17 protein-coding genes and 2 pseudogenes are annotated in these 16,806 nt (G+C 68.9%); 11 read left to right on the top strand and 8 right to left on the bottom strand.

Translation table 11 applies throughout. The features are described from left to right. Positions 1–33 precede the first annotated feature (33 nt). A complete protein-coding gene (locus ACWCPQ_RS07995) occupies positions 34–459 on the top strand; it encodes a DUF7144 family membrane protein (RefSeq protein ID WP_449896048.1) in 426 nt (141 codons plus the stop codon). Between the two features lie 19 nt (positions 460–478). Here ACWCPQ_RS07995 and ACWCPQ_RS07990 read toward each other — a convergent pair whose 3' ends face one another. Continuing rightward, positions 479–1,015, bottom strand: coding sequence for a hypothetical protein (locus ACWCPQ_RS07990; RefSeq protein WP_449896046.1), 537 nt, complete (start codon positions 1,013–1,015; stop codon positions 479–481). Positions 1,016–1,228: 213 nt separating this feature from the next. Here ACWCPQ_RS07990 and ACWCPQ_RS07985 point away from each other — a divergent pair, with 213 nt between their 5' ends. Beyond that, on the top strand, positions 1,229–1,642 hold the full coding sequence (locus ACWCPQ_RS07985) for a DUF7144 family membrane protein (RefSeq protein ID WP_449896045.1): 414 nt from the start codon (positions 1,229–1,231) through the stop codon (positions 1,640–1,642). Positions 1,643–1,664: 22 nt separating this feature from the next. On the opposite strand, the gene ACWCPQ_RS07980 is transcribed toward ACWCPQ_RS07985, so the two are convergent. The 3 genes from ACWCPQ_RS07980 to ACWCPQ_RS07970 form a co-directional block, all read right to left on the bottom strand. After that, positions 1,665–2,702, bottom strand: a complete 1,038-nt coding sequence (locus ACWCPQ_RS07980; protein WP_449896043.1) for a cupin domain-containing protein — start codon at positions 2,700–2,702, stop codon at positions 1,665–1,667. A gap of 147 nt (positions 2,703–2,849) precedes the next feature. Then, complete coding sequence (locus tag ACWCPQ_RS07975; RefSeq protein WP_449896041.1) at positions 2,850–3,584, bottom strand: MerR family transcriptional regulator; 735 nt, start codon at positions 3,582–3,584, stop codon at positions 2,850–2,852. Between the two features lie 77 nt (positions 3,585–3,661). After that, positions 3,662–4,564 carry an alpha/beta fold hydrolase gene (locus ACWCPQ_RS07970; protein ID WP_449896039.1) on the bottom strand — a complete coding sequence of 301 codons (903 nt, stop codon included), beginning with the start codon at positions 4,562–4,564 and terminating at the stop codon, positions 3,662–3,664. Positions 4,565–4,699: 135 nt separating this feature from the next. Between ACWCPQ_RS07970 and ACWCPQ_RS07965 the strand changes: the two genes are divergently transcribed. Both ACWCPQ_RS07965 and ACWCPQ_RS07960 read left to right on the top strand, forming a co-directional pair. Further along, on the top strand, positions 4,700–5,446 hold the full coding sequence (locus ACWCPQ_RS07965) for a HEAT repeat domain-containing protein (RefSeq protein WP_449896037.1): 747 nt from the start codon (positions 4,700–4,702) through the stop codon (positions 5,444–5,446). 141 nt (positions 5,447–5,587) lie between these two features. Then, on the top strand, positions 5,588–6,409 hold the full coding sequence (locus ACWCPQ_RS07960; RefSeq protein WP_449896035.1) for an alpha/beta fold hydrolase: 822 nt from the start codon (positions 5,588–5,590) through the stop codon (positions 6,407–6,409). Positions 6,410–6,456: 47 nt separating this feature from the next. Here the strand turns inward: ACWCPQ_RS07960 and ACWCPQ_RS07955 are convergent, their stop codons facing one another. After that, positions 6,457–6,828 (bottom strand): hypothetical protein, encoded by a 372-nt coding sequence (locus tag ACWCPQ_RS07955; RefSeq protein ID WP_449896033.1) that lies wholly within the window; start codon positions 6,826–6,828, stop codon positions 6,457–6,459. A 582-nt stretch (positions 6,829–7,410) separates the two neighbouring features. On the opposite strand from ACWCPQ_RS07955, the gene ACWCPQ_RS07950 reads away from it, so the two are divergent. The 4 genes and pseudogenes from ACWCPQ_RS07950 to ACWCPQ_RS07935 all read left to right on the top strand — a co-directional run bounded on the left by ACWCPQ_RS07950 (position 7,411) and on the right by ACWCPQ_RS07935 (position 11,105). Next, entirely contained in the window at positions 7,411–8,013 is a 603-nt protein-coding gene (locus tag ACWCPQ_RS07950) for a hypothetical protein (protein WP_449896031.1), read from the top strand. Positions 8,014–8,310: 297 nt separating this feature from the next. Beyond that, a pseudogene (locus ACWCPQ_RS07945) lies at positions 8,311–8,862 on the top strand (sigma-70 family RNA polymerase sigma factor); the annotation flags it as partial. Positions 8,863–9,102: 240 nt separating this feature from the next. Beyond that, on the top strand, positions 9,103–9,846 hold the full coding sequence (locus tag ACWCPQ_RS07940; RefSeq protein ID WP_449896029.1) for a DsbA family protein: 744 nt from the start codon (positions 9,103–9,105) through the stop codon (positions 9,844–9,846). 392 nt (positions 9,847–10,238) lie between these two features. Then, positions 10,239–11,105 (top strand): universal stress protein, encoded by an 867-nt coding sequence (locus tag ACWCPQ_RS07935; protein WP_449896027.1) that lies wholly within the window; start codon positions 10,239–10,241, stop codon positions 11,103–11,105. A 207-nt stretch (positions 11,106–11,312) separates the two neighbouring features. Here ACWCPQ_RS07935 and ACWCPQ_RS07930 read toward each other — a convergent pair whose 3' ends face one another. Then, on the bottom strand, positions 11,313–11,672 hold the full coding sequence (locus tag ACWCPQ_RS07930) for an imine reductase family protein (protein WP_449896025.1): 360 nt from the start codon (positions 11,670–11,672) through the stop codon (positions 11,313–11,315). Continuing rightward, positions 11,669–12,115 carry a pyridoxamine 5'-phosphate oxidase family protein gene (locus ACWCPQ_RS07925; protein ID WP_449896024.1) on the bottom strand — a complete coding sequence of 149 codons (447 nt, stop codon included), beginning with the start codon at positions 12,113–12,115 and terminating at the stop codon, positions 11,669–11,671. Before ACWCPQ_RS07925 ends, ACWCPQ_RS07930 begins: the two co-directional genes overlap by 4 nt. A gap of 286 nt (positions 12,116–12,401) precedes the next feature. On the opposite strand from ACWCPQ_RS07925, the pseudogene ACWCPQ_RS07920 reads away from it, so the two are divergent. From ACWCPQ_RS07920 to ACWCPQ_RS07910, 3 genes and pseudogenes are all read left to right on the top strand, one after another. Further along, a pseudogene (locus ACWCPQ_RS07920) lies at positions 12,402–12,672 on the top strand (response regulator transcription factor); the annotation flags it as partial. A 76-nt stretch (positions 12,673–12,748) separates the two neighbouring features. Continuing rightward, positions 12,749–14,488, top strand: coding sequence for a GAF domain-containing protein (locus ACWCPQ_RS07915; RefSeq protein ID WP_449896022.1), 1,740 nt, complete (start codon positions 12,749–12,751; stop codon positions 14,486–14,488). A 178-nt stretch (positions 14,489–14,666) separates the two neighbouring features. Next, entirely contained in the window at positions 14,667–15,758 is a 1,092-nt protein-coding gene (locus ACWCPQ_RS07910; RefSeq protein WP_449896021.1) for an Acg family FMN-binding oxidoreductase, read from the top strand. Between the two features lie 33 nt (positions 15,759–15,791). Here the strand turns inward: ACWCPQ_RS07910 and ACWCPQ_RS07905 are convergent, their stop codons facing one another. Further along, positions 15,792–16,280: a hypothetical protein gene (locus ACWCPQ_RS07905; RefSeq protein WP_449896020.1), complete on the bottom strand. Its 489-nt coding sequence runs from the start codon at positions 16,278–16,280 to the stop codon at positions 15,792–15,794. Between the last annotated feature and the right edge of the window lie 526 nt (positions 16,281–16,806).

Raw genomic sequence — 16,806 nt, 5'->3', positions numbered from 1 at the left:
GATCGGATCTCGACCACGTTGAGGAGCCGCGCCATGACCGAGCAGTCCCGAGCCCGGAACGCCCCACCGGCCGAGCCGTTCCAGAAGCAGAGCGTCGCCACCGGGATCTCGATCGTCGCGGCGATCATGCTGTTGCTGGCCTCGGTCCTGTCGATTCTGGAAGGAATCGTGGCGATCGCCCGCGACGCCATCTATATCGAGCGCGCCCACTACGCCTACGCCTTCGATTCGACCGCGTGGGGTTGGATCCACATACCGCTCGGCGTCATCGGTGCCGTCTGCGCTCTCGGCCTGATGTTCGGCACCCGCTGGGGCCGCTACGCCGCGGTGGTGGTGGCCGCGGTGGCCATCATCGCGAACTTCATGTCCCTTCCCCACTATCCGATGTGGTCGGTACTCGTCATCGCGCTCAGTGTGGTGGTGATCTGGGCGGCGGTCACCTGGCAACCGCAGATCTGAGCGGGCCGGGCGGCTGCGGTCAGTGCGAGAGAGCGATCTTCACCACCACCACGGTGGTCGCGACCAAGGTCAACAGCACCGCGGCGACGACCGAGGCCCGGCCGGGGTTTTCGCCCCGCAACCGGCCGATCACGAAGACGATCCCACCGATCCGGACCAGTACGACCACCTCGGCGAGAATCTGTGCTGCCCGCGGCTCGAGCCAACCCAGCAGACCGGTCGCCAGAATCGCGCAGGGCAGTACCGCCGAACTCAGGATCGGCACCGAGTTCCGCAGTTCGCGAACCCGGTCGCTCATCGTCGCGGTGCGGCGCTGCCGCACACTGTCACCGACGGTTTCGGCGAAACTGTGCGCGATGAAAGTGGAGGCGGTGGTTCCGAGCACCACCAGGATCCCGATATGCTCTTCCGAGGTCACCACCGGCACCAACGCGGTCAGGACCAGGATATTGCCGTAGATGTAGGCGCTGATACGGCTGGCGGCGTTATCCGGATTCAGCGGGATACGGCGCGAGAACAGCGGACCGTGGATCAGCGTGTGCCGGTCGTTGTCCATCGGTGTCCTCCCACGCTCCTCGCCGGCCGTGACACGCCGTGCCCGCACGGTAGACCGAGCCGCGTACGACGGACTCCGACCTCCGGATACGGCGGCGTTTCGCCGGCTGTGGGCAGGACTCCGGGATGCCGCGGTTTCACCCGCCCCGGGTGAGGTGGCCGACCGCGGACACCCGTGAGGGTGGTGTGTCGACCATTCGCGGAAAGGCAGGACATGACCTACAGGACCCAACCCGAGCGTTCCCCGGTCACCCGCGGAGTAGCCGCGGTGACCTCGATCGCGGCCGCGGTACTGCTGCTCGCGGTCGGGGTGCTGTCGATCCTGGCGGGTATCTCCGCCGTGGCGAACGATGAGTTGTTCGTGACCGGCCCGGACTACATTCTGCAGTTCTCCACCAGCACGTGGGGCTGGATCCATATCGTTCTCGGCGCACTGCTGGCGCTCGTCGCGATCGCGCTGATGACCGGTGCGCTGTGGGCGCGGATCGCCGCGGTGTTCCTGGCGGGGTTGTCGATCATCGCCAACTTCCTGTGGATTCCCTACTACCCGTGGTGGTCGATCGTGGTCATCGCCCTGGACCTGGTGGTCATCTGGGCGGTATCGACCTGGCGACCCGAGCAGATGTGACCGCGCGCCACGGTGACACCGATCAGGGATCCAGCGGGTTGTCGCGGGTCACGATCAGCGGGTCGACCGGGGTGAACGGCAATTCCGGCAGCTCGTCGGGGGCGACGCCGAAAGTGGCCGCGAGAACCTTGCGCGAATAGGCGCTCATCGACGCGCGGTACCCGATATCGGCCGGCGTCGGCTGGTCGAAGAAGATCAGCAGGTGGACCCTCGGGGCGTCGATCACCTCGATGTGATGTGGGTAGGCGCGCGGGACGAAGTACACCTCGCCCGCGTTCACCGTATAGGTGTCCAGGGTCCCGTCGGGGTCCATGACGGTCATCCGCGCCGACCCCTCCTGTACATAGCCCATCTCGGCGGTCACCGGGTGCCAATGGGGTTCACGCATACCGTCCTCGCGTACCCGGAGCGAGTACATCGATATGTCGTGCAGGGCGGGCCAGAACTGGCGGCGGGCGGTCCGCGCCGAACCGACCGGCGAGTCCACCGGCGCGGGCATGGCCTCGAGCGCGAAATGGTGCGGGTCGCCGAAATGCGCGCCGGCCGGGATATCGGGGTCGCCGTCGCGCCGGGCGACCATCCGGGCCGTGGTGCTGCGGCGGATATCGGCGAAAGCGGCGGCCGGCAGATCGTAGGTGTTGCCGAGGACGGAGTCGGTCATCGCGCCGACGGCGGCGCTGAGGCCGAAATCCTCGGGCCTTTCGTGGCGGAAGGCGAGGACGAATTCGGCGTCGGTGTCGCCGACGTTCTCGACGTGATGCAGCGCGCCCGAATCGATATGGAACATCTCCCCCGCGGTGACGAGGAACGAGGAGAAGCGGCTGCCGTCGTCCAGCACCGACACCAATGCCTGTCCAGTGGTGCAGTAGGTCAGCTCGGTGGCATTGGCGTGCCAGTGCGGCTCGCGAAAGGCACCGGGCGCCAGGGTGAGGCGTTTGATCGACAGACCGGAAAGGATCGGGAAGTTGTCGGCAGTGAGCCTGGTCAGCGAGCCGAGTGCGCTGCGATAGATGTTCTCGCCCTGCCACAGCGATGCGACGTGGACCGATGGGTTGGGCATAGATCCTCCTTCATCGCAGGTGAAGTTCTATCGATCATGCGCCCACGACCGCCGGTCGGCCAGCGTCCGGCGGATGCGGGTATCGGTACGCGGCCCGCGCGCCGCGGTGCGCCGTATACAGCGAGTTCACCGGCACCGGAGCCGGGCTCACCCGTGCCGGGCGGCTGCCCGCCGCCCGGCACGGTGGGCGAGGGCGTCGAGAATGCGTTGCCAGGCCGGTGACGCCTCGGCGATCCGGGAGGAGATCAGCTGCAGACTCTCCGGCCGGCCGCCGGCCCGCTCGTGTTCGGCCTCCCAGGCGTCCAGATCGTCGATGAGCCGGTCCAGGCGCGGATCGCGCGGATCCCAGTCGACCACCCGGTCACAGGCCAGATACAACCGCAGCGTCTCGGGATCGTCGAAGCCCGCCGACTTGTCCCGGATCCGCCGCGGCACGGCGAGCGGGTCCAGCGCCTGCAGCAGGATCCACGAATCGCGCTCGGCCAGTACCCGCCGTTCGCTGATGCCGAGACCGCGCATCCGGTTCAGCACCGCGACCACCGCGCTGGGCAGAACCAGGTTCTCGCCGCTCGCCAGGTCGGCGAGGCGGCGCCGGGATTCGGTGAGCCGGTCGATCCGGCGCTGCAGTTCGGCGTCGATCTCGGTGACGGCGGCGGCGAACTCGCCCGGCCGGGCCTGGAGCAGCGCGCCGATTCGAGCCAGCGGAACACCGGCGTCGGCCAATGTCCTGATCCGGATGAGATCCACCGCCACCTGTGCGCTGTAGCGGCGATAGCCGGAGGCGTCGCGCTCGGGCTCGGGTAACAGGCCGATTCGGTGATAGTGCCGAACGGTACGCACGGTCACTCCCGCGGTCGCCGCGAGCCGGCCGATCGTGAGCACCGTCCTCCTCCAGTCTTCGGAGAGGACGATAGCGCCGGGCCGCGACGGCGGCGCACCGGGCCCGCGCCCTGTGCGGTTCAGCGGGGAGCGACTCGCTCCACCACATCCCGGATCGCCCGGACCACGGCGTCCGGACAGTCGAAGCAGAGCCGATGGTGGAACGTGCCGGTGAGGATGCGGTGTTCGCCGGATGAGACCCCGCGCACCAGGGCCGCGTCCATTCGCTTCTTGGCGTCGTCGAACTCTCGCTGGGCCGGCGCCTGTCCCACGGCGTCGTCCCCCACCACTGTGAGCGCGATCACCGGGACATCGGGGACGCCCGGCCCCGCGCGCAGTTCGGCGGCGAGGCGGGCCGGGGTGGACCGTTCGGCGACACCGGCCGCCATCCATTCCGCACTCACCTTCGCATCCATCAACGCGTGCCAGATGTGCTCCGGGTAGCCCGCCGGCACGTCGGCTCGCATCTCGCGCAGCACGGTACGCATCCCGTCGAGTTGTTCCGGGTCGGCCGCGGTCCGCTCGACCTCGGCCAGGCTTCCCGATACGGGCATGAACTCGTCCCAATCGCGATGCAGGCCGTCCAGCCACACCAGGCCCGCCACATCCCGCGGGTACAACTGCGCGAACCGATGCGCGTAGCAGGCGCCGAGCGAATGCGCCGCGAGCACGTAGGGGGCGACGACGTCCGCGGCGCGGAGCAGCCGGCGCAACTCTGTGGCGACCGCGGCGGCGGTGCGTGGCAACGGTTGCGGATCGCTGAAACCCGTCCCGCCGCGGTCGTAGAGTACGGCCGTCGTGAATTGCGAAACCTGTTGCTGAACAGCGAAATAGTCGAGCCCGACCGCGCCCGCACCGGGCAGGAACACGACCGCGGGTCCGCCGGTACCCGACCGCTGCACGAAAATGCGGCGGGCGTCGATCTCCCGGAACTCGCCGATCGGTGGTGTGGGGCGGGCCGGGGCAGTGATGTCGTTCGTCATACGACAAGCCTCCGACCCTGACGCAGGGTCAGGGTCAACCTCGGCGGCTGCGGTGACCCGGCCGGGCCCGCGATACAGGCGCGGAACCGGCACCGGGGGCGCAGCGCACGCCATCGGATCGCTAGGGTTTGTCCCGTGGTCCTGCTGATGCACTTGACTCCGGCGAAGAACGTCCGGCGAATCCAGCGGGCAGGGATCACCGCGAGTCGTTCCGGGGTGTTCTGTATGCCGGTGCTGCCGTCCTATGTGTTGTCCCATCAGTGGTTACGTGAACTGCGCCGCGGCGGGCAGCGGCTGATCAGCGCGGTGCATTTCCGGATACCCGATGTCGAACCCGTCCTCGTGGGCCACTACTCGACCGCCGGTACGGAGCTGACCGCCGCCGAGGCTGTCTCGGTGATCCAGCGGGCGCCGGACCCACGCGGCTACCAGATCGTCGTCCCTCGATCGATCGCTCCCGCCGAGCTGCATCGGATCCGCCGGGTGCGGCAGGTGACGGGATGGCGTTATCACCCGGATGCGCACGGCCGCCGTCCGTGTACCTGTCCGGCGTGCCTGGGGCGGGGCGAGTACCGGGCCGCCGACCTGCGCCGGCGCTTCCCTCTCGAACCCCCGGATCCCACCAAACCTCAACTGCTGGCGCAATTACGCAATGCGGACAACGACGACGAGCTGATCGACGCCCTCTACGGCCTGGCCCGCCGGAGCCGCGGCGATGTCGCCGATATCGCGGAATTGATCGATCACGCCTCGCCGGAGGTCCGTTGCGCCGTCGCGGTGGCGCTGCACAACTATCGCGGTAGCCGAGCCCGCCGACTGCTGGCCCGCTTGGCCGCCGATCCCGATCCCGAAGTGCGCGATGCGGCGACCACACCAACCTAGCCGCCCACCCGAACGGATGTGTATCCGTCGTCGAACGACCGCGGCCGCATCGCGATCGGCGGCGCTGGGCAGCGATACGATCACACGCACCCGGCCGACGCTGTCCCGTTACCGGGATCGGCCGTTTCGAGGAGGACAGGGATGAGTCGGCAGAACATCGAGACCGGCAGACCGACCCCCGACACCTGGTATATGGCGGCCGGAGACGGCCCGCCGCTGGTTTACCTGCCCGGGTTCGGAGTACACAACAAGCCGCTCGACGGCTGGGAACGGCGCGCATCGCTACATGCCGTGGCCGGGCTCACCCGACACTTCCGACTCCACTGGATCAACCGCAGAGAAGGCTTGGCCACAGGGGCCACCGTGGCGGATCTCGCCGACGACGCTGCCGCCGCCGTCCGGGCAGGGTTCGCCGAACCGGTCGACGTGCTGGGCTACTCGCTCGGCGGCATGATCGGCGCGGCACTCGCCGCCCGCCATCCCGCGCTGGTGCGGAGACTGGTGGTGGGCGGGATCGCGCATCGCCTCAGCCCGGGCGAGCGGGCGGGTTGCGAGGCTTTCGTCGAGCACGCGCAGTCCGGGGAGCCGCGAGCGGCGATGCGGTCGCTCGTCCGAAGCTCGTATCGGAACCCGGTGGCCAGGGCGGTCCTGGGCACGGCGGCCTGGCTCGCCGGACCGGGTGGGAGCGGCCGGAACTGGGATCCGCACGATGCCGTCGTCACGCTGCGGGCGATCGCCGACGCGGATCTGGGTCCGTTGCTGCCGGCCATCCAGGCACCCACTCTGGTCATAGCCGGTGAGCGTGATTTCAATTGCCCGCCCGAGTATGTCCGCGAAGTGGTCGCGGCGATCCCCGACGCGCGGTCGGCCACCGTGCCGGGAAAGGGCCACAACGCCACGATGACGGCCCCCGGTTTCGTCGAACAGGTCGCCCGGTTCCTGCTCCGGGACGCGACGCACTGATTCCTACCTCCGTCGGAGACGTGAGCGCCGGACAGGGCGCACGCCGCTCAACCGCCGACCGCTTCGGCGAGACGCGGCAGCTGCCGCAGCGGATTGCGGCATTCGATCTCCATTCGCCGGTCGGTATCGAAGATCTCGCTCAGCCGGGGCGCGGGATCGTTGTTTCCCGATTGCGGCAGGGTGGCCGCGCTGAACGGCCAGTCGGAGCCGAAGACGATGTGGTCGCGGCCGGTGACGGCGAGGGCGGCGGGCGCCGCACTCCGCTCGTCTGAATGCCGCCCCCGGGGCGGGTGTCCCGGGACATATCGGGCCGGGTTCGCGGCGGCCGGCGTCTTCCGCGGATCGATGAACGCCGGTTGCTGTGCTCTGGTGGCGGCATTGTGCGCCAACACCGCCACCAGAGTGTGCGGGCCCCTCATCAGGCCGCACCGGCCGCCGGGTGCCCGGATGGGCCCGGCGGCACGATCTCGATCGCCGACAGTGCTGTCGTCGGCGGAGCCGGCGATTTCCACACGGCGCTGCGGCGTCCACAACGGCTACGAACGGCCGTGGAACGTCACCTCGCCGACGGCCGTTTCCACGGGGTGGGAGCGGAAGTCGATCCGGCGGCGGCGCCGGCCGCCGAGTCCTGATGCCCGCCGGGAACATCCGCGGCATCGTCGAGCGTTCGTCGTCTCGTCATGCCACGTACCCACCTCGCTCGGTTCACCGCTCGCGGGCCTCGGCCCACTCCTCGCAGTAGTCGCGCGCCGGCAACCGGTGGTTCCCGTGGTGTGGCTCACAAACTTCACCCGGTTCCCGGCGCACCCGCCGTCGTGAAGCGGTGCAAGCGCACCACGGACCCGGCAAGCCGCCGGAAACGAAAGCGCGCCGAGAAGAACCGGTTACGTCGTAGCGGGACGTGACCGAGCCGCTACCGCACGCGATGGGGAGACGAGCACCCAGCTGTCCCGCGCCCCACGCGTCGCCCGTCCCGCAGAGGTGCGACGATAGACGGCACCATGACCAGTCCAGCGCACCGTTCGCCACTCGCCCGGGCATTCCGTGCGTGGGTCTTCGCGCTGATCTGCGTTCTACTGTCGGTCGCCGGGCACGCACTGACCTCGACGCACACCGTCTCCCTGTCGACGCTGGCGCTCGCGGTCGGCTTCGTCTCGGCCGCGGCCTGGTCGGTCGCCGACCGGCAACGCGGGCCGGTATCGATCACGACAGCACTGCTGGCCGGTCAGGGCCTCCTGCACCTGTGGTTCGCGGCCGACCCCGCCGGCACGCACACCGGCCACACCGAGGCCGCGGGGCGACTGGCCGAGACACGAACCCCGGCGATGCTGGTGGCACATGGTCTGACGGCTCTGTTGTGCGGTATCTGGCTGTGGTGTGGCGAACGCGTCGCGTACTCACTCGCCGCGGCCCTTTTCACGCGAATCCTGGTTCCGCTGCTGCTGTTACCACTGCCCGGCACCTGTCCGGCGATGTCCGCGCCACCGGCCGACGGAGCGGACGAACCAGCGGGAGCGGTCGTTTTCCTGCGGCACCTCCTGGCACGCCGGGGCCCACCCGGGGCCGCGATCACCCTTCTTTCACATTCCGCCGCGACGGCATGACTGCCGGCCGAGCTCGCCCGTGAATTCCGCGGACGGTGGGTACTTCCGGTGCGCGCGGCGGAAACATCGTCACCGGCGCAGCACCGACGGCGACGCGATCCCCTGATATCCGCACCGCACCGCCGCGGCGAATGCGTGCGCGGAAACCGGCGCGATCGCGATGCCGTCCACGGCTGCGTCCCGATCAGAAGCTTGCTGTGATGGACAAATTGCATTTCCTGCTGCCCGGATGCGGGCGGCCACGCTGTCTCCCACCCGACCCGGCGCCGTCGTCCGGCCGTCACCAGGTGGGCGACCGTGCAGACCGATGAGCACCTGACCGCACTGGCCCTCGCCGCGGGGGCGGGCGACCGAACCGCGCTGGCGGAGTTCGTCCGGTGCACCCGGGCCGATGTCTGGCGCTTCGTCGCCCACCTCACCGATGTGCAGTCGGCCGACGATCTCACCCAGGAAACCTTCCTGCGGGCGATGGGTAGTTTGCCGCGTTACGCCGGGCGTTCGACCGCGCGTACCTGGCTGCTGTCGATCGCCCGGCGCGCGGTGATCGATCGGCTGCGCAATGCCTCGGCACGCCCCCGCGCCGCCGGCGGCGCGGACTGGGAAGCAGCGATCGAGCAGCGGCCCGACCGTCACGACAGCGATGTGGGCGAGGATCTGGTCGTCGCCGACTTCCTGGGTCGTCTTCCCGAGGATCGCCGTGCGGCATTCGTGCTGACCCAGATCCTCGGGCTGACCTATGCCGAGGCCGCCGCGGCCGCCGACTGTCCGGTCGGCACGATCCGCTCCCGCGTCGCCCGGGCACGGGAGACCCTGGTCGAGTTGTGGCGGGACGGCGACTCCGATTCCGGGACGGTCCACGTCTTCCCTCCCGGTACTGCGCATTCCGGCACGTCGTCGGTAGCACTCGCCCGGGCGGCGACGCTGTCGCACGGTCGGCGTGGACTCCGGTAACGCGACGGTGCTCGGCGGTCCGGCCGGAGGTTCCGGCCGGACCGCTCCGGGTGGACACCGACCTCGGTTGTCCACCGAGCGGGACCTCGGACGTAGGCCCCGTCGACCCCACACCCATATCGAGGCAAAGGACCAACGGTGAACAGACCTACGAAACAGCAGAACTCACTGTCCGCAGCGCGACAGGAGGACCGGACCCGCCGGATCCTCGTCCAAACGGCCGTGGCCGCAGTATTGGTCGGGCTCATCGCGGCAATCGGAATCAATGTGGCGCTGAAGAAGGCCGAGCGCGACGATCCGGGGCCGACACCCGTCATCGCCGCACAGCCGGGCGCCGCCCCGGGCGGGGTCACGGCGAGTATCACCGAGGCCGGCGCGATCAGAATCGGGGCACCGTCCGCCACGCGGACCGTTCGAATTGTCGCCGACCTGCAGTGCCCGGCATGTCGGCGCTTCGAGGCGAACTACGGTCAGCTGCTGACCGACGCGGTGGACGCGGGAACTGTTGCAGCCGAATACGACATAATCGCCTTCCTCGACCACGCGTCGTCCACCGAGTACTCGAGCCGGGCCGCCAACGCCTCGTTCTGCGCCGCCGAATCCGATCCCAGCGGTTACCGGAGCTGGTTGCAGACCATGTTCGAGCACCAGCCCACGGAGGGCGGTGACGGCCTGCCCGACAGCGCGATCGTCGAAATCGCCAGGGGTGCTGGGTATACGGCCCCGGAGTTCGCCCGCTGCGTGACGGATCGCACCTACCGTCAATTCGTCCGGGCCCACACATCGGAGATTCTCGACAGCGGAATCCGGTCGACGCCGTCGATCTTCCTCGACGGCAACCCGATCGACCCCGGGCAGCTTTCCGCCGCGATCGGTTCCTGATCCGGTATCCGCCGGCCCGCCGCGTCTCAGCTCGGAGATGCGGGCGGGCCGCCGCACCCCGGACGCTGTCCCCGCCACCCGGCGCGGTGGCGGGCGCCGAACGGTAGAACGGACCGTAGCGCAACTCCGCATGCCCATCGCCGGACTTCTTCGGCGAACATTCGGCCACGATGACCAATTGCTGTCCCGGAACGGGGAATATCGGTTTCGGCGCGGTCGGCCGGGCGGATCTCGACGCGGACGACTTCGGACCCTCCGACCCGGGACCAATGCCACCAGCGGCGGCCGTGACCCGCGACCTACCGTCGAGACACCGGCACTGCCGCCTCGGTGGCATACCGGCCGGTAAGGGTTCGTGGCTCCCGGCAGCCGACGATGAGAGGACATCTCCAGTGGACACACACAGCGAACCGACCGTAGTCGTCGGCGTCGACGGCTCGACGAACTCGCTCGGCGCCGTCCGGTGGGCGGCGCTCGCCGCGGCCCGATATCGCGCGCCCCTGACCATGGTGTACGCAGTCGGCGCACCCATCGACTACGGCCCCGGACTGAGTGTGGTCGCCTTCGACAATCAAGCCATGCGCGCCGAAGGCGAAACCCATATCGCCGACGCCGAGAAGATCGCCCGCGAAATCGCCGACGACCTGGAGATCACCACAGCAGTGGTGGATCCGGGCCCGGCACCCACTCTCATCGAACGGTCGCGTCGCGCCCGCCTGGTGGTGGTCGGCACCCATGGACGCAGTGCGGTCGCGCGGGGCGTGCTGGGATCGGTGAGCACCTCGCTGGCCCGGCACGCGCACTGCCCGGTCGCGGTGATCCCGGCGACCCACCGTGAACCCGGTGAGCGGGCGAGCCTGCCCGTGGTGGTCGGCGTGGACGGCTCGCCCCGCAGCAAGGACGCTGTCGCGATCGCCTTCGACGAAGCGTGCCGAGCCGGTGTCGGACTGGTCGCCGTAACCATCTGGTCGGAGTTCTTCCGTTATGTCTCGCGCGCGGAGATGCAGGAACAGGCGCGCGCGTTCCAAGCCGAGAGCCTGGCCGGATACCAGAACGATTTCCCGGATGTGCCGGTAACCCACGTCGTCGTCGAGGACCGTCCCGCCCGGAGACTGCTCCGAGAGGCCGAAGGCGCACAACTTGTCGTGGTCGGCAGCCACGGGCGTGGCGGTTTCCCCGGCATGACCCTCGGCTCGACCGGCCAAGCCGTACTGCACGGCACGTCGGTGCCGCTGATCATCGCTCGGCCGCGGGACTGAACGCACCACGACAGCGTCCGTGCCCGCCTTCGGCCGGGCACGGACGCCGCGGGAACAGCCACCCGGAAGGGCCCATTCAGCGACCACATCGATAGACGCTGAGCTGCCTTCTACGTTTCGTCGACGTGGGTGCGGTTCGCATGCCAGGGGGGAGGACCGGCGGCATCGCGGATGTAGGCACCGATACTGCCCGATGATGGCAGTAGCTCATCGGTATTGCGGGAGGTCCTGCGGATTCTTGAAGATCTCGAACATGGCGAAGTAGTTCTGGGAGCCGTACCCCTGAGCGAGCGCGAGTTCGGCGAAATCCTTCATCAACTGCGGCTGATCGGCGTTGACGCGCTGCTCGATGCTGGTGCGAACGATGTGGTCCAGGGCGTTGAGGTTCATTTGCATGGTGCCGAGGTCACCAGGGTAGGCGGCTTTGTCCAGGTTCGGTGCCTGTTCGGCGAGGCTCGCCGGGGCCAGCATCAGAGGCATGAACCAGCCCAGCGCGAGTTCGGCGAACTCGACCGCGGGCACGCCGGCGGAGCCGACCAGGGCAGCGCCGTGCAGGAATCCGTTCACACCGCGACCTCCTCGATCATTCTCGTGCCGGAGACGAGGGTGGGTTCCATGCCGAGGACCGCCGCGGCCGGATCGTCCCAGGTGCCGAGCCGGCGTGCGTACTCTGCCGCCAGTTCACCGGCGGCGATGGCACGGGCCGGACCGATGACCAGCACCGACCATCCGGTCCTTCGCACCGGGTCGATATCGTCGGCTTGGTAGGCGACGATCACCGACCGCCCTGATGCCGGAACGAGCCCGGCGGACAGGCGAGTACAGAAAATGATCGACCCGTCCGCACCGATCAAATGGTTCACCGGGCGCACCGCGGGTAGAGCGTCGTGGGTGAACACGATCCGCCCGAACGGGGCGGCCGCGAGCAATCGCAAAGCCTCCGCCCGCTCGATTCCCACGGTCAGCCGCGTACCGGCGCCGTGAGCCTGGATCCTCTCCGAACCTGCCACCTGATATCACCGCTTTCTCGCTCGGCCCATATCTCGATGGCACCATCGAGCCGAAACTCCGAACAGGGTCGAATTCCCTTTCCGGAGTGCAGGAAGTCCTGACCTCAGCGGGCCACGAGGCGGGCAGATCTACAGTTCGGGTGAGTCGCGGCGGGGCGCCATCGGGGAAGCCGAAGGTCCTCTTCGCAAAGATCGCGCGGCACTGTGCATTCGGCGTGGCGGTTCGTCGTGTCGAGATCGGATGACCTCCGCCGAGGCGGGACGACCGGTGTCGAATTCGAGCTGCGATCGCGCCGCGACCACGCTCATGGCGAAGTTCCGGGCCGAAGCCGAAGCCGCCACCGGGCCGCTGACCGGCCTGACCGACCAGGAACGCACCCTGCTCACGCTGCTCGGTGAAGGATTCGCCAACCGGCAGATCGCCGGAGGCGATGTTCCTGGCGGAGAAAACCGTCGAGAACTACGTACCACGATTACTGACCGAACTCGGGGTCGAACGCCGGACCCAGGCCACCGTGATCGCGTCGGAGATGACCCTGCCCGACAAGGAGGTGTAGCTCCGGTCACGCCCGCCGCCCAGGTGATGCTGCTCGCGCATTGGCCGGGGACGGGGTCGGTGGAAGAATGCAGTTCATGAAGCGGCGGGTTTACCCGACCAGCGATCGGTCACCGGTCACCGAAACGCTGTCCCAGCTGCGCCTGCGTGAACTACTCGATGAGGTGCAGGACCGTATCGCCCAGATCGTCGACGTCCGCGACCGGATGGACCGCCTCATAGAGGCGATGCTGTCCATCACTGCGGGGCTCGATCTGGACGACACCCTGCGATCCATCGTGCACACTGCCATCGAACTGGTGGACGCCGGGTACGGCGCACTCGGCGTATACGCAACCGACCGGGCGAAAGATCAGTTGGCCCAGTTCATCTACGAAGGTATCGACGACCACACCCGCCTCCTGATCGGCGACCTCCCCCGCGGACACGGTGTACTGGGACTGCTGATCCAGGACCCCAAGCCCATCCGCCTCCCCGATATCGCGGGCCACCCCGCTTCCGTCGGCTTCCCGGCGCACCATCCCCCCATGCACAGCTTCCTGGGGGTGCCGGTGAAGGTCCGCGACGAAGTATTCGGCAACCTCTACCTCACCGAGAAGATCGGCGCCAAGGAGTTCACCCAGGACGACGAGGTCGTGGTGCAGGCGCTGGCCGCGGCCGCCGGTATCGCCATCGAGAACGCCCGGCTCTACGAACGCTCGCAGGCGCGCCACCGCTGGCTGGAAGCGACCCGGGACGTCGCCACCGACCTACTCGCGGGAGGCACACCCCAGGAAATACTGGATCTCGTCACCGAACGAGCCCTGAAGCTCACCGGAGCCGCCTGCACCTTCGTGGCACTCCCGGAAGATCCCGACCTGCCCTACCGAGATGTCGGTCAACTGTCCATCGCCGCTACCGCGGGCGAGCGAGCCGACGATCTGCGCGAACAACGCCTCCTCCTGCACAGCTCCCGGGCCGACCAGGTGTTCCGGCACGGTCGGACGGTCACCCTCGACCGCATTCCCGACGACTTCCTACCGGATACATACACCGATTGGGGACCCGCGCTCGTCCTTCCGCTCGTGGTCGGTGACGAGGTCATCGGGCTCCTCACCGCCGTACAGCCCGCCGGCAACCGCCCTCTCGACCCCGCGGTCCAGGCGATGATGTCGGTGATCGCCAACCAGGCCGCGCTGGCGCTGCAGCTCGCGGAGACCCAGCAGCGGATGCGGGAGCTCGATGTGGTCGCCGACCGCGACCGGATCGCCCGGGATCTGCACGACCACGTCATCCAGCGGCTCTTCGCCGTCGGTCTGGGCCTCCAGGGCACCCTCCAGCGCGCACGCAACCCGGAAGTGAAAGCGCGGCTCGGCGAAACGATCGAAGACCTCCAATCCATCGTGGAGGAGATCCGCCACTCGATCTTCGATCTGCACAGTACTGCGTCCGCGACATCCACCGACTACCGCAAACACCTGCACGACATCGTCACCGAGCTGACCGCCGAAACGGATCTGCGCACCACCATCCGACTCGCCGGACCCCTCACTGTGCTGATGCCGCCCCTGTCCGACGATGTGGAAGCCGTGCTACGCGAGGCGGTCAGCAATGTCGTCCGGCATGCGCATGCCACCACCCTTTCGGTCGAGCTACGCGTGAACGACGAGGTCACTCTCGAGGTCACCGACGACGGGATCGGCCTGGCGCCCGAGATCGACCGGCGCAGCGGGCTGGCCAATCTGACGGCCCGCGCGCAACGAGCGGGTGGCAGCTGCCGGATCACCGGCAACCCGCCCGGAGGAACCGTCCTGCACTGGAGCGCCCCTCTCCCCTGACAGCTCCGGAGTCGGCAGACCACACGGTACCGGCCGCGTCCATCGCCGTTGTCGTCCGCGGCGACACCATATAGGGCAGATGGACCCGACCGAACAGGGCCGAAGGCCCGGAATTCCGGTGCCCCATCCGGCCCAACGGACTCTGGCCGGTCACGGCGAGCCGAAACACACTGAGACTATGACCGGCCTCGACATTCCTGCCTCGGCCTCGCAACCCGACCGGGCCACGCTGCTCGCGGCCATGCGGATGGCAGCCCGGGCCCCCTCGGTGCACAACACCCAGCCGTGGCGGTGGATATACCGAGATCATCGCCTGAGTCTCTACCGCGACGACGAGCGTCTCCTCGGCGCTGCCGACCCCACCGGAAGACAGCTGGTGATCAGCTGCGGCACGATGTTGCACCACACCCGGACCGCCTTCGCCGCGGCCGGCTGGCGGGCCGAGACCGTGCGCCTGCCCGACCCCGCCCGGCCCGACCATCTGGCAACGCTCACCTTCCGTCCGTTACCGAACGCACCCACTGTGCTGCGGAACCGTCCCGAAACCATCGAGCGCCGCCGGACCGACCGTCTGCCGCTGCGGGAACCGGGCGATCTGACCGGCCTGGTCCGGTCGGCCAGGCTGCTCTCCGAACGGTACGAGGTGATGCTCGACCCCCTCGACGCGGCCACAGCGGGCCGCTTGAGCGCGGCCTCCGAACATGTGGCAGCACTACGCCACTACGACATTCCCTATCTGGCCGAACTGTACTGGTGGAGCGGCCACGAACAGATCCCCGAAGGGGTGCCTGCCGCCGCGCTGGTCTCGGCAGACGAGGCCGCTCGGGTACCGACCGGTCGCGAGTTCCCCCCGTCCGGTCACACCGCGCGCCGAGGAGACCGACAGGATCGGGCCCGGCTCTGGGTGCTCTCCACTGCGGACGACTCCGCCCTGGCCTGGTTGCGTACGGGCGAGGCGCTCTCGCAGATCCTGCTCGAATGCACGGCCGCGGGTCTGGCGACCTGCCCGTTGACCCATATCACCGAACTGCCCACGACGCGGCGCATCGCCTCGACCACGGCCGGCGGCCACGGCATAGCACAAGTGATCGTGCGGGTCGGGCTGGCACCGGACCGCGAACACCACCCGCAGACTCCCCGTCGCCCGATATCCGATTTCCTCACCATCCACCCCGATACCTCCGCCGTGGGCAGGGGCGAAAACCCGACTGTCGAGCATGCCTGCTCTCCCACAGCCGAAGGACCGGAGCCGAAGAAATCGATCCGATGACCGGTACCGCGGGACGTCCCCCGATTCTCGCGATCAGCACACCCCGCCCGGCTCGGTGCAGTTGGCGGCGACGACGAAAAGGTCTCTGTATCGGCCCGCGAACCCCGTATCGGGCTGTGCGCCGCCACCGAGCACCCGTTGCAGAATCGCGATCGATGCCAGATCACAGCCGCGGACGCCGAGGAAGGCGTAACGATCCGACGCCTCCTCGACAGGTTCCTCCGTCAGGTCGGGGCCGACACTCGGTATGTTGCGTCGCGGCGGGTGGAGAAACTGTTTCCAGGAACCGGGCCCGGCGGAGTGGGCGAAGACCGCCGGGCCCTCGCGACGGTGGAGCCGGTAACGCCCCGGCGCGGTCTCCACACCCCAGCCATCGGGTAATTGCGCACCCGAATCCAGCTCGTCCAGCACGATCGCGCTGTCGCGAACCTGCGGACCGATCACCCGGTATCCGTGTCCGCGCAATACATCGACGAGTCGATCGAGACCGGCACGATCCATGGTCGCGCTGCTCTCGGGCATCGTGGGAGCCTCCATTCGGCAATTCGGATCACCTGTCTTCCCGCGGCTGTCCCCGCGGCGAGCTCATCCAGCGATCGGGCACCGCGCATCAGGTCGTCCTCGGCGCATCCGGCCAGAGCTCAGCGTTCGCCCACCTCGGCTCTCCCCTGCTCGCCGTCGCCGCGCACGGGCGCGGCCGCGTCGTGGTGGTCCGGGGCCACGCCTCGGATCAGGGGTTCTGCGGTGCCCGGCCGGTGGTGGTCGGTGGTGGTCGGTGTCGACGGGGGCCGCGCCGGTGATGCCGCGTCGCGGCAGCCTTCGCCGAAGCGGCGGAGCGGTCGCAGCACCCCGGAAGGGGAGTCGAAACTCCGCACCGGCTTGTTGCCTCCGGCGGGACAGAGCACCGAGAACGGCCGGGGTGATCGCCGCGTTCGCGGCGGCCCTGGGTGCCGGTGCGGCGACCGGGTCCGCGGCACCCGGGCCGGCAGCCGCCGCGATCCGGTCCGGCGCCGCGGCGGCCGTCAGCGGTGAGCCCGCGCGACGGAGT

Source organism: Nocardia sp. NPDC001965 (genome assembly GCF_053594175.1).
The sequence above is the reverse complement of the archived record's forward strand: the minus strand, read 5'-3'. Positions and strand labels throughout refer to the sequence as shown.

Bases quoted from the DNA above. Each gene is read 5' to 3' on its own strand.
- ACWCPQ_RS07995 (WP_449896048.1), top strand. From the start codon at position 34: ATGACCGAGCAGTCCCGAGCCCGGAACGCCCCACCGGCCGAGCCGTTC.
- ACWCPQ_RS07990 (WP_449896046.1), bottom strand. From the start codon at position 1,015: ATGGACAACGACCGGCACACGCTGATCCACGGTCCGCTGTTCTCGCGC.
- ACWCPQ_RS07985 (WP_449896045.1), top strand. From the start codon at position 1,229: ATGACCTACAGGACCCAACCCGAGCGTTCCCCGGTCACCCGCGGAGTA.
- ACWCPQ_RS07980 (WP_449896043.1), bottom strand. From the start codon at position 2,702: ATGCCCAACCCATCGGTCCACGTCGCATCGCTGTGGCAGGGCGAGAAC.
- ACWCPQ_RS07970 (WP_449896039.1), bottom strand. From the start codon at position 4,564: ATGACGAACGACATCACTGCCCCGGCCCGCCCCACACCACCGATCGGC.
- ACWCPQ_RS07960 (WP_449896035.1), top strand. From the start codon at position 5,588: ATGAGTCGGCAGAACATCGAGACCGGCAGACCGACCCCCGACACCTGG.
- ACWCPQ_RS07955 (WP_449896033.1), bottom strand. From the start codon at position 6,828: ATGAGGGGCCCGCACACTCTGGTGGCGGTGTTGGCGCACAATGCCGCC.
- ACWCPQ_RS07950 (WP_449896031.1), top strand. From the start codon at position 7,411: ATGACCAGTCCAGCGCACCGTTCGCCACTCGCCCGGGCATTCCGTGCG.
- ACWCPQ_RS07915 (WP_449896022.1), top strand. From the start codon at position 12,749: ATGAAGCGGCGGGTTTACCCGACCAGCGATCGGTCACCGGTCACCGAA.
- ACWCPQ_RS07910 (WP_449896021.1), top strand. From the start codon at position 14,667: ATGACCGGCCTCGACATTCCTGCCTCGGCCTCGCAACCCGACCGGGCC.
- ACWCPQ_RS07905 (WP_449896020.1), bottom strand. From the start codon at position 16,280: ATGCCCGAGAGCAGCGCGACCATGGATCGTGCCGGTCTCGATCGACTC.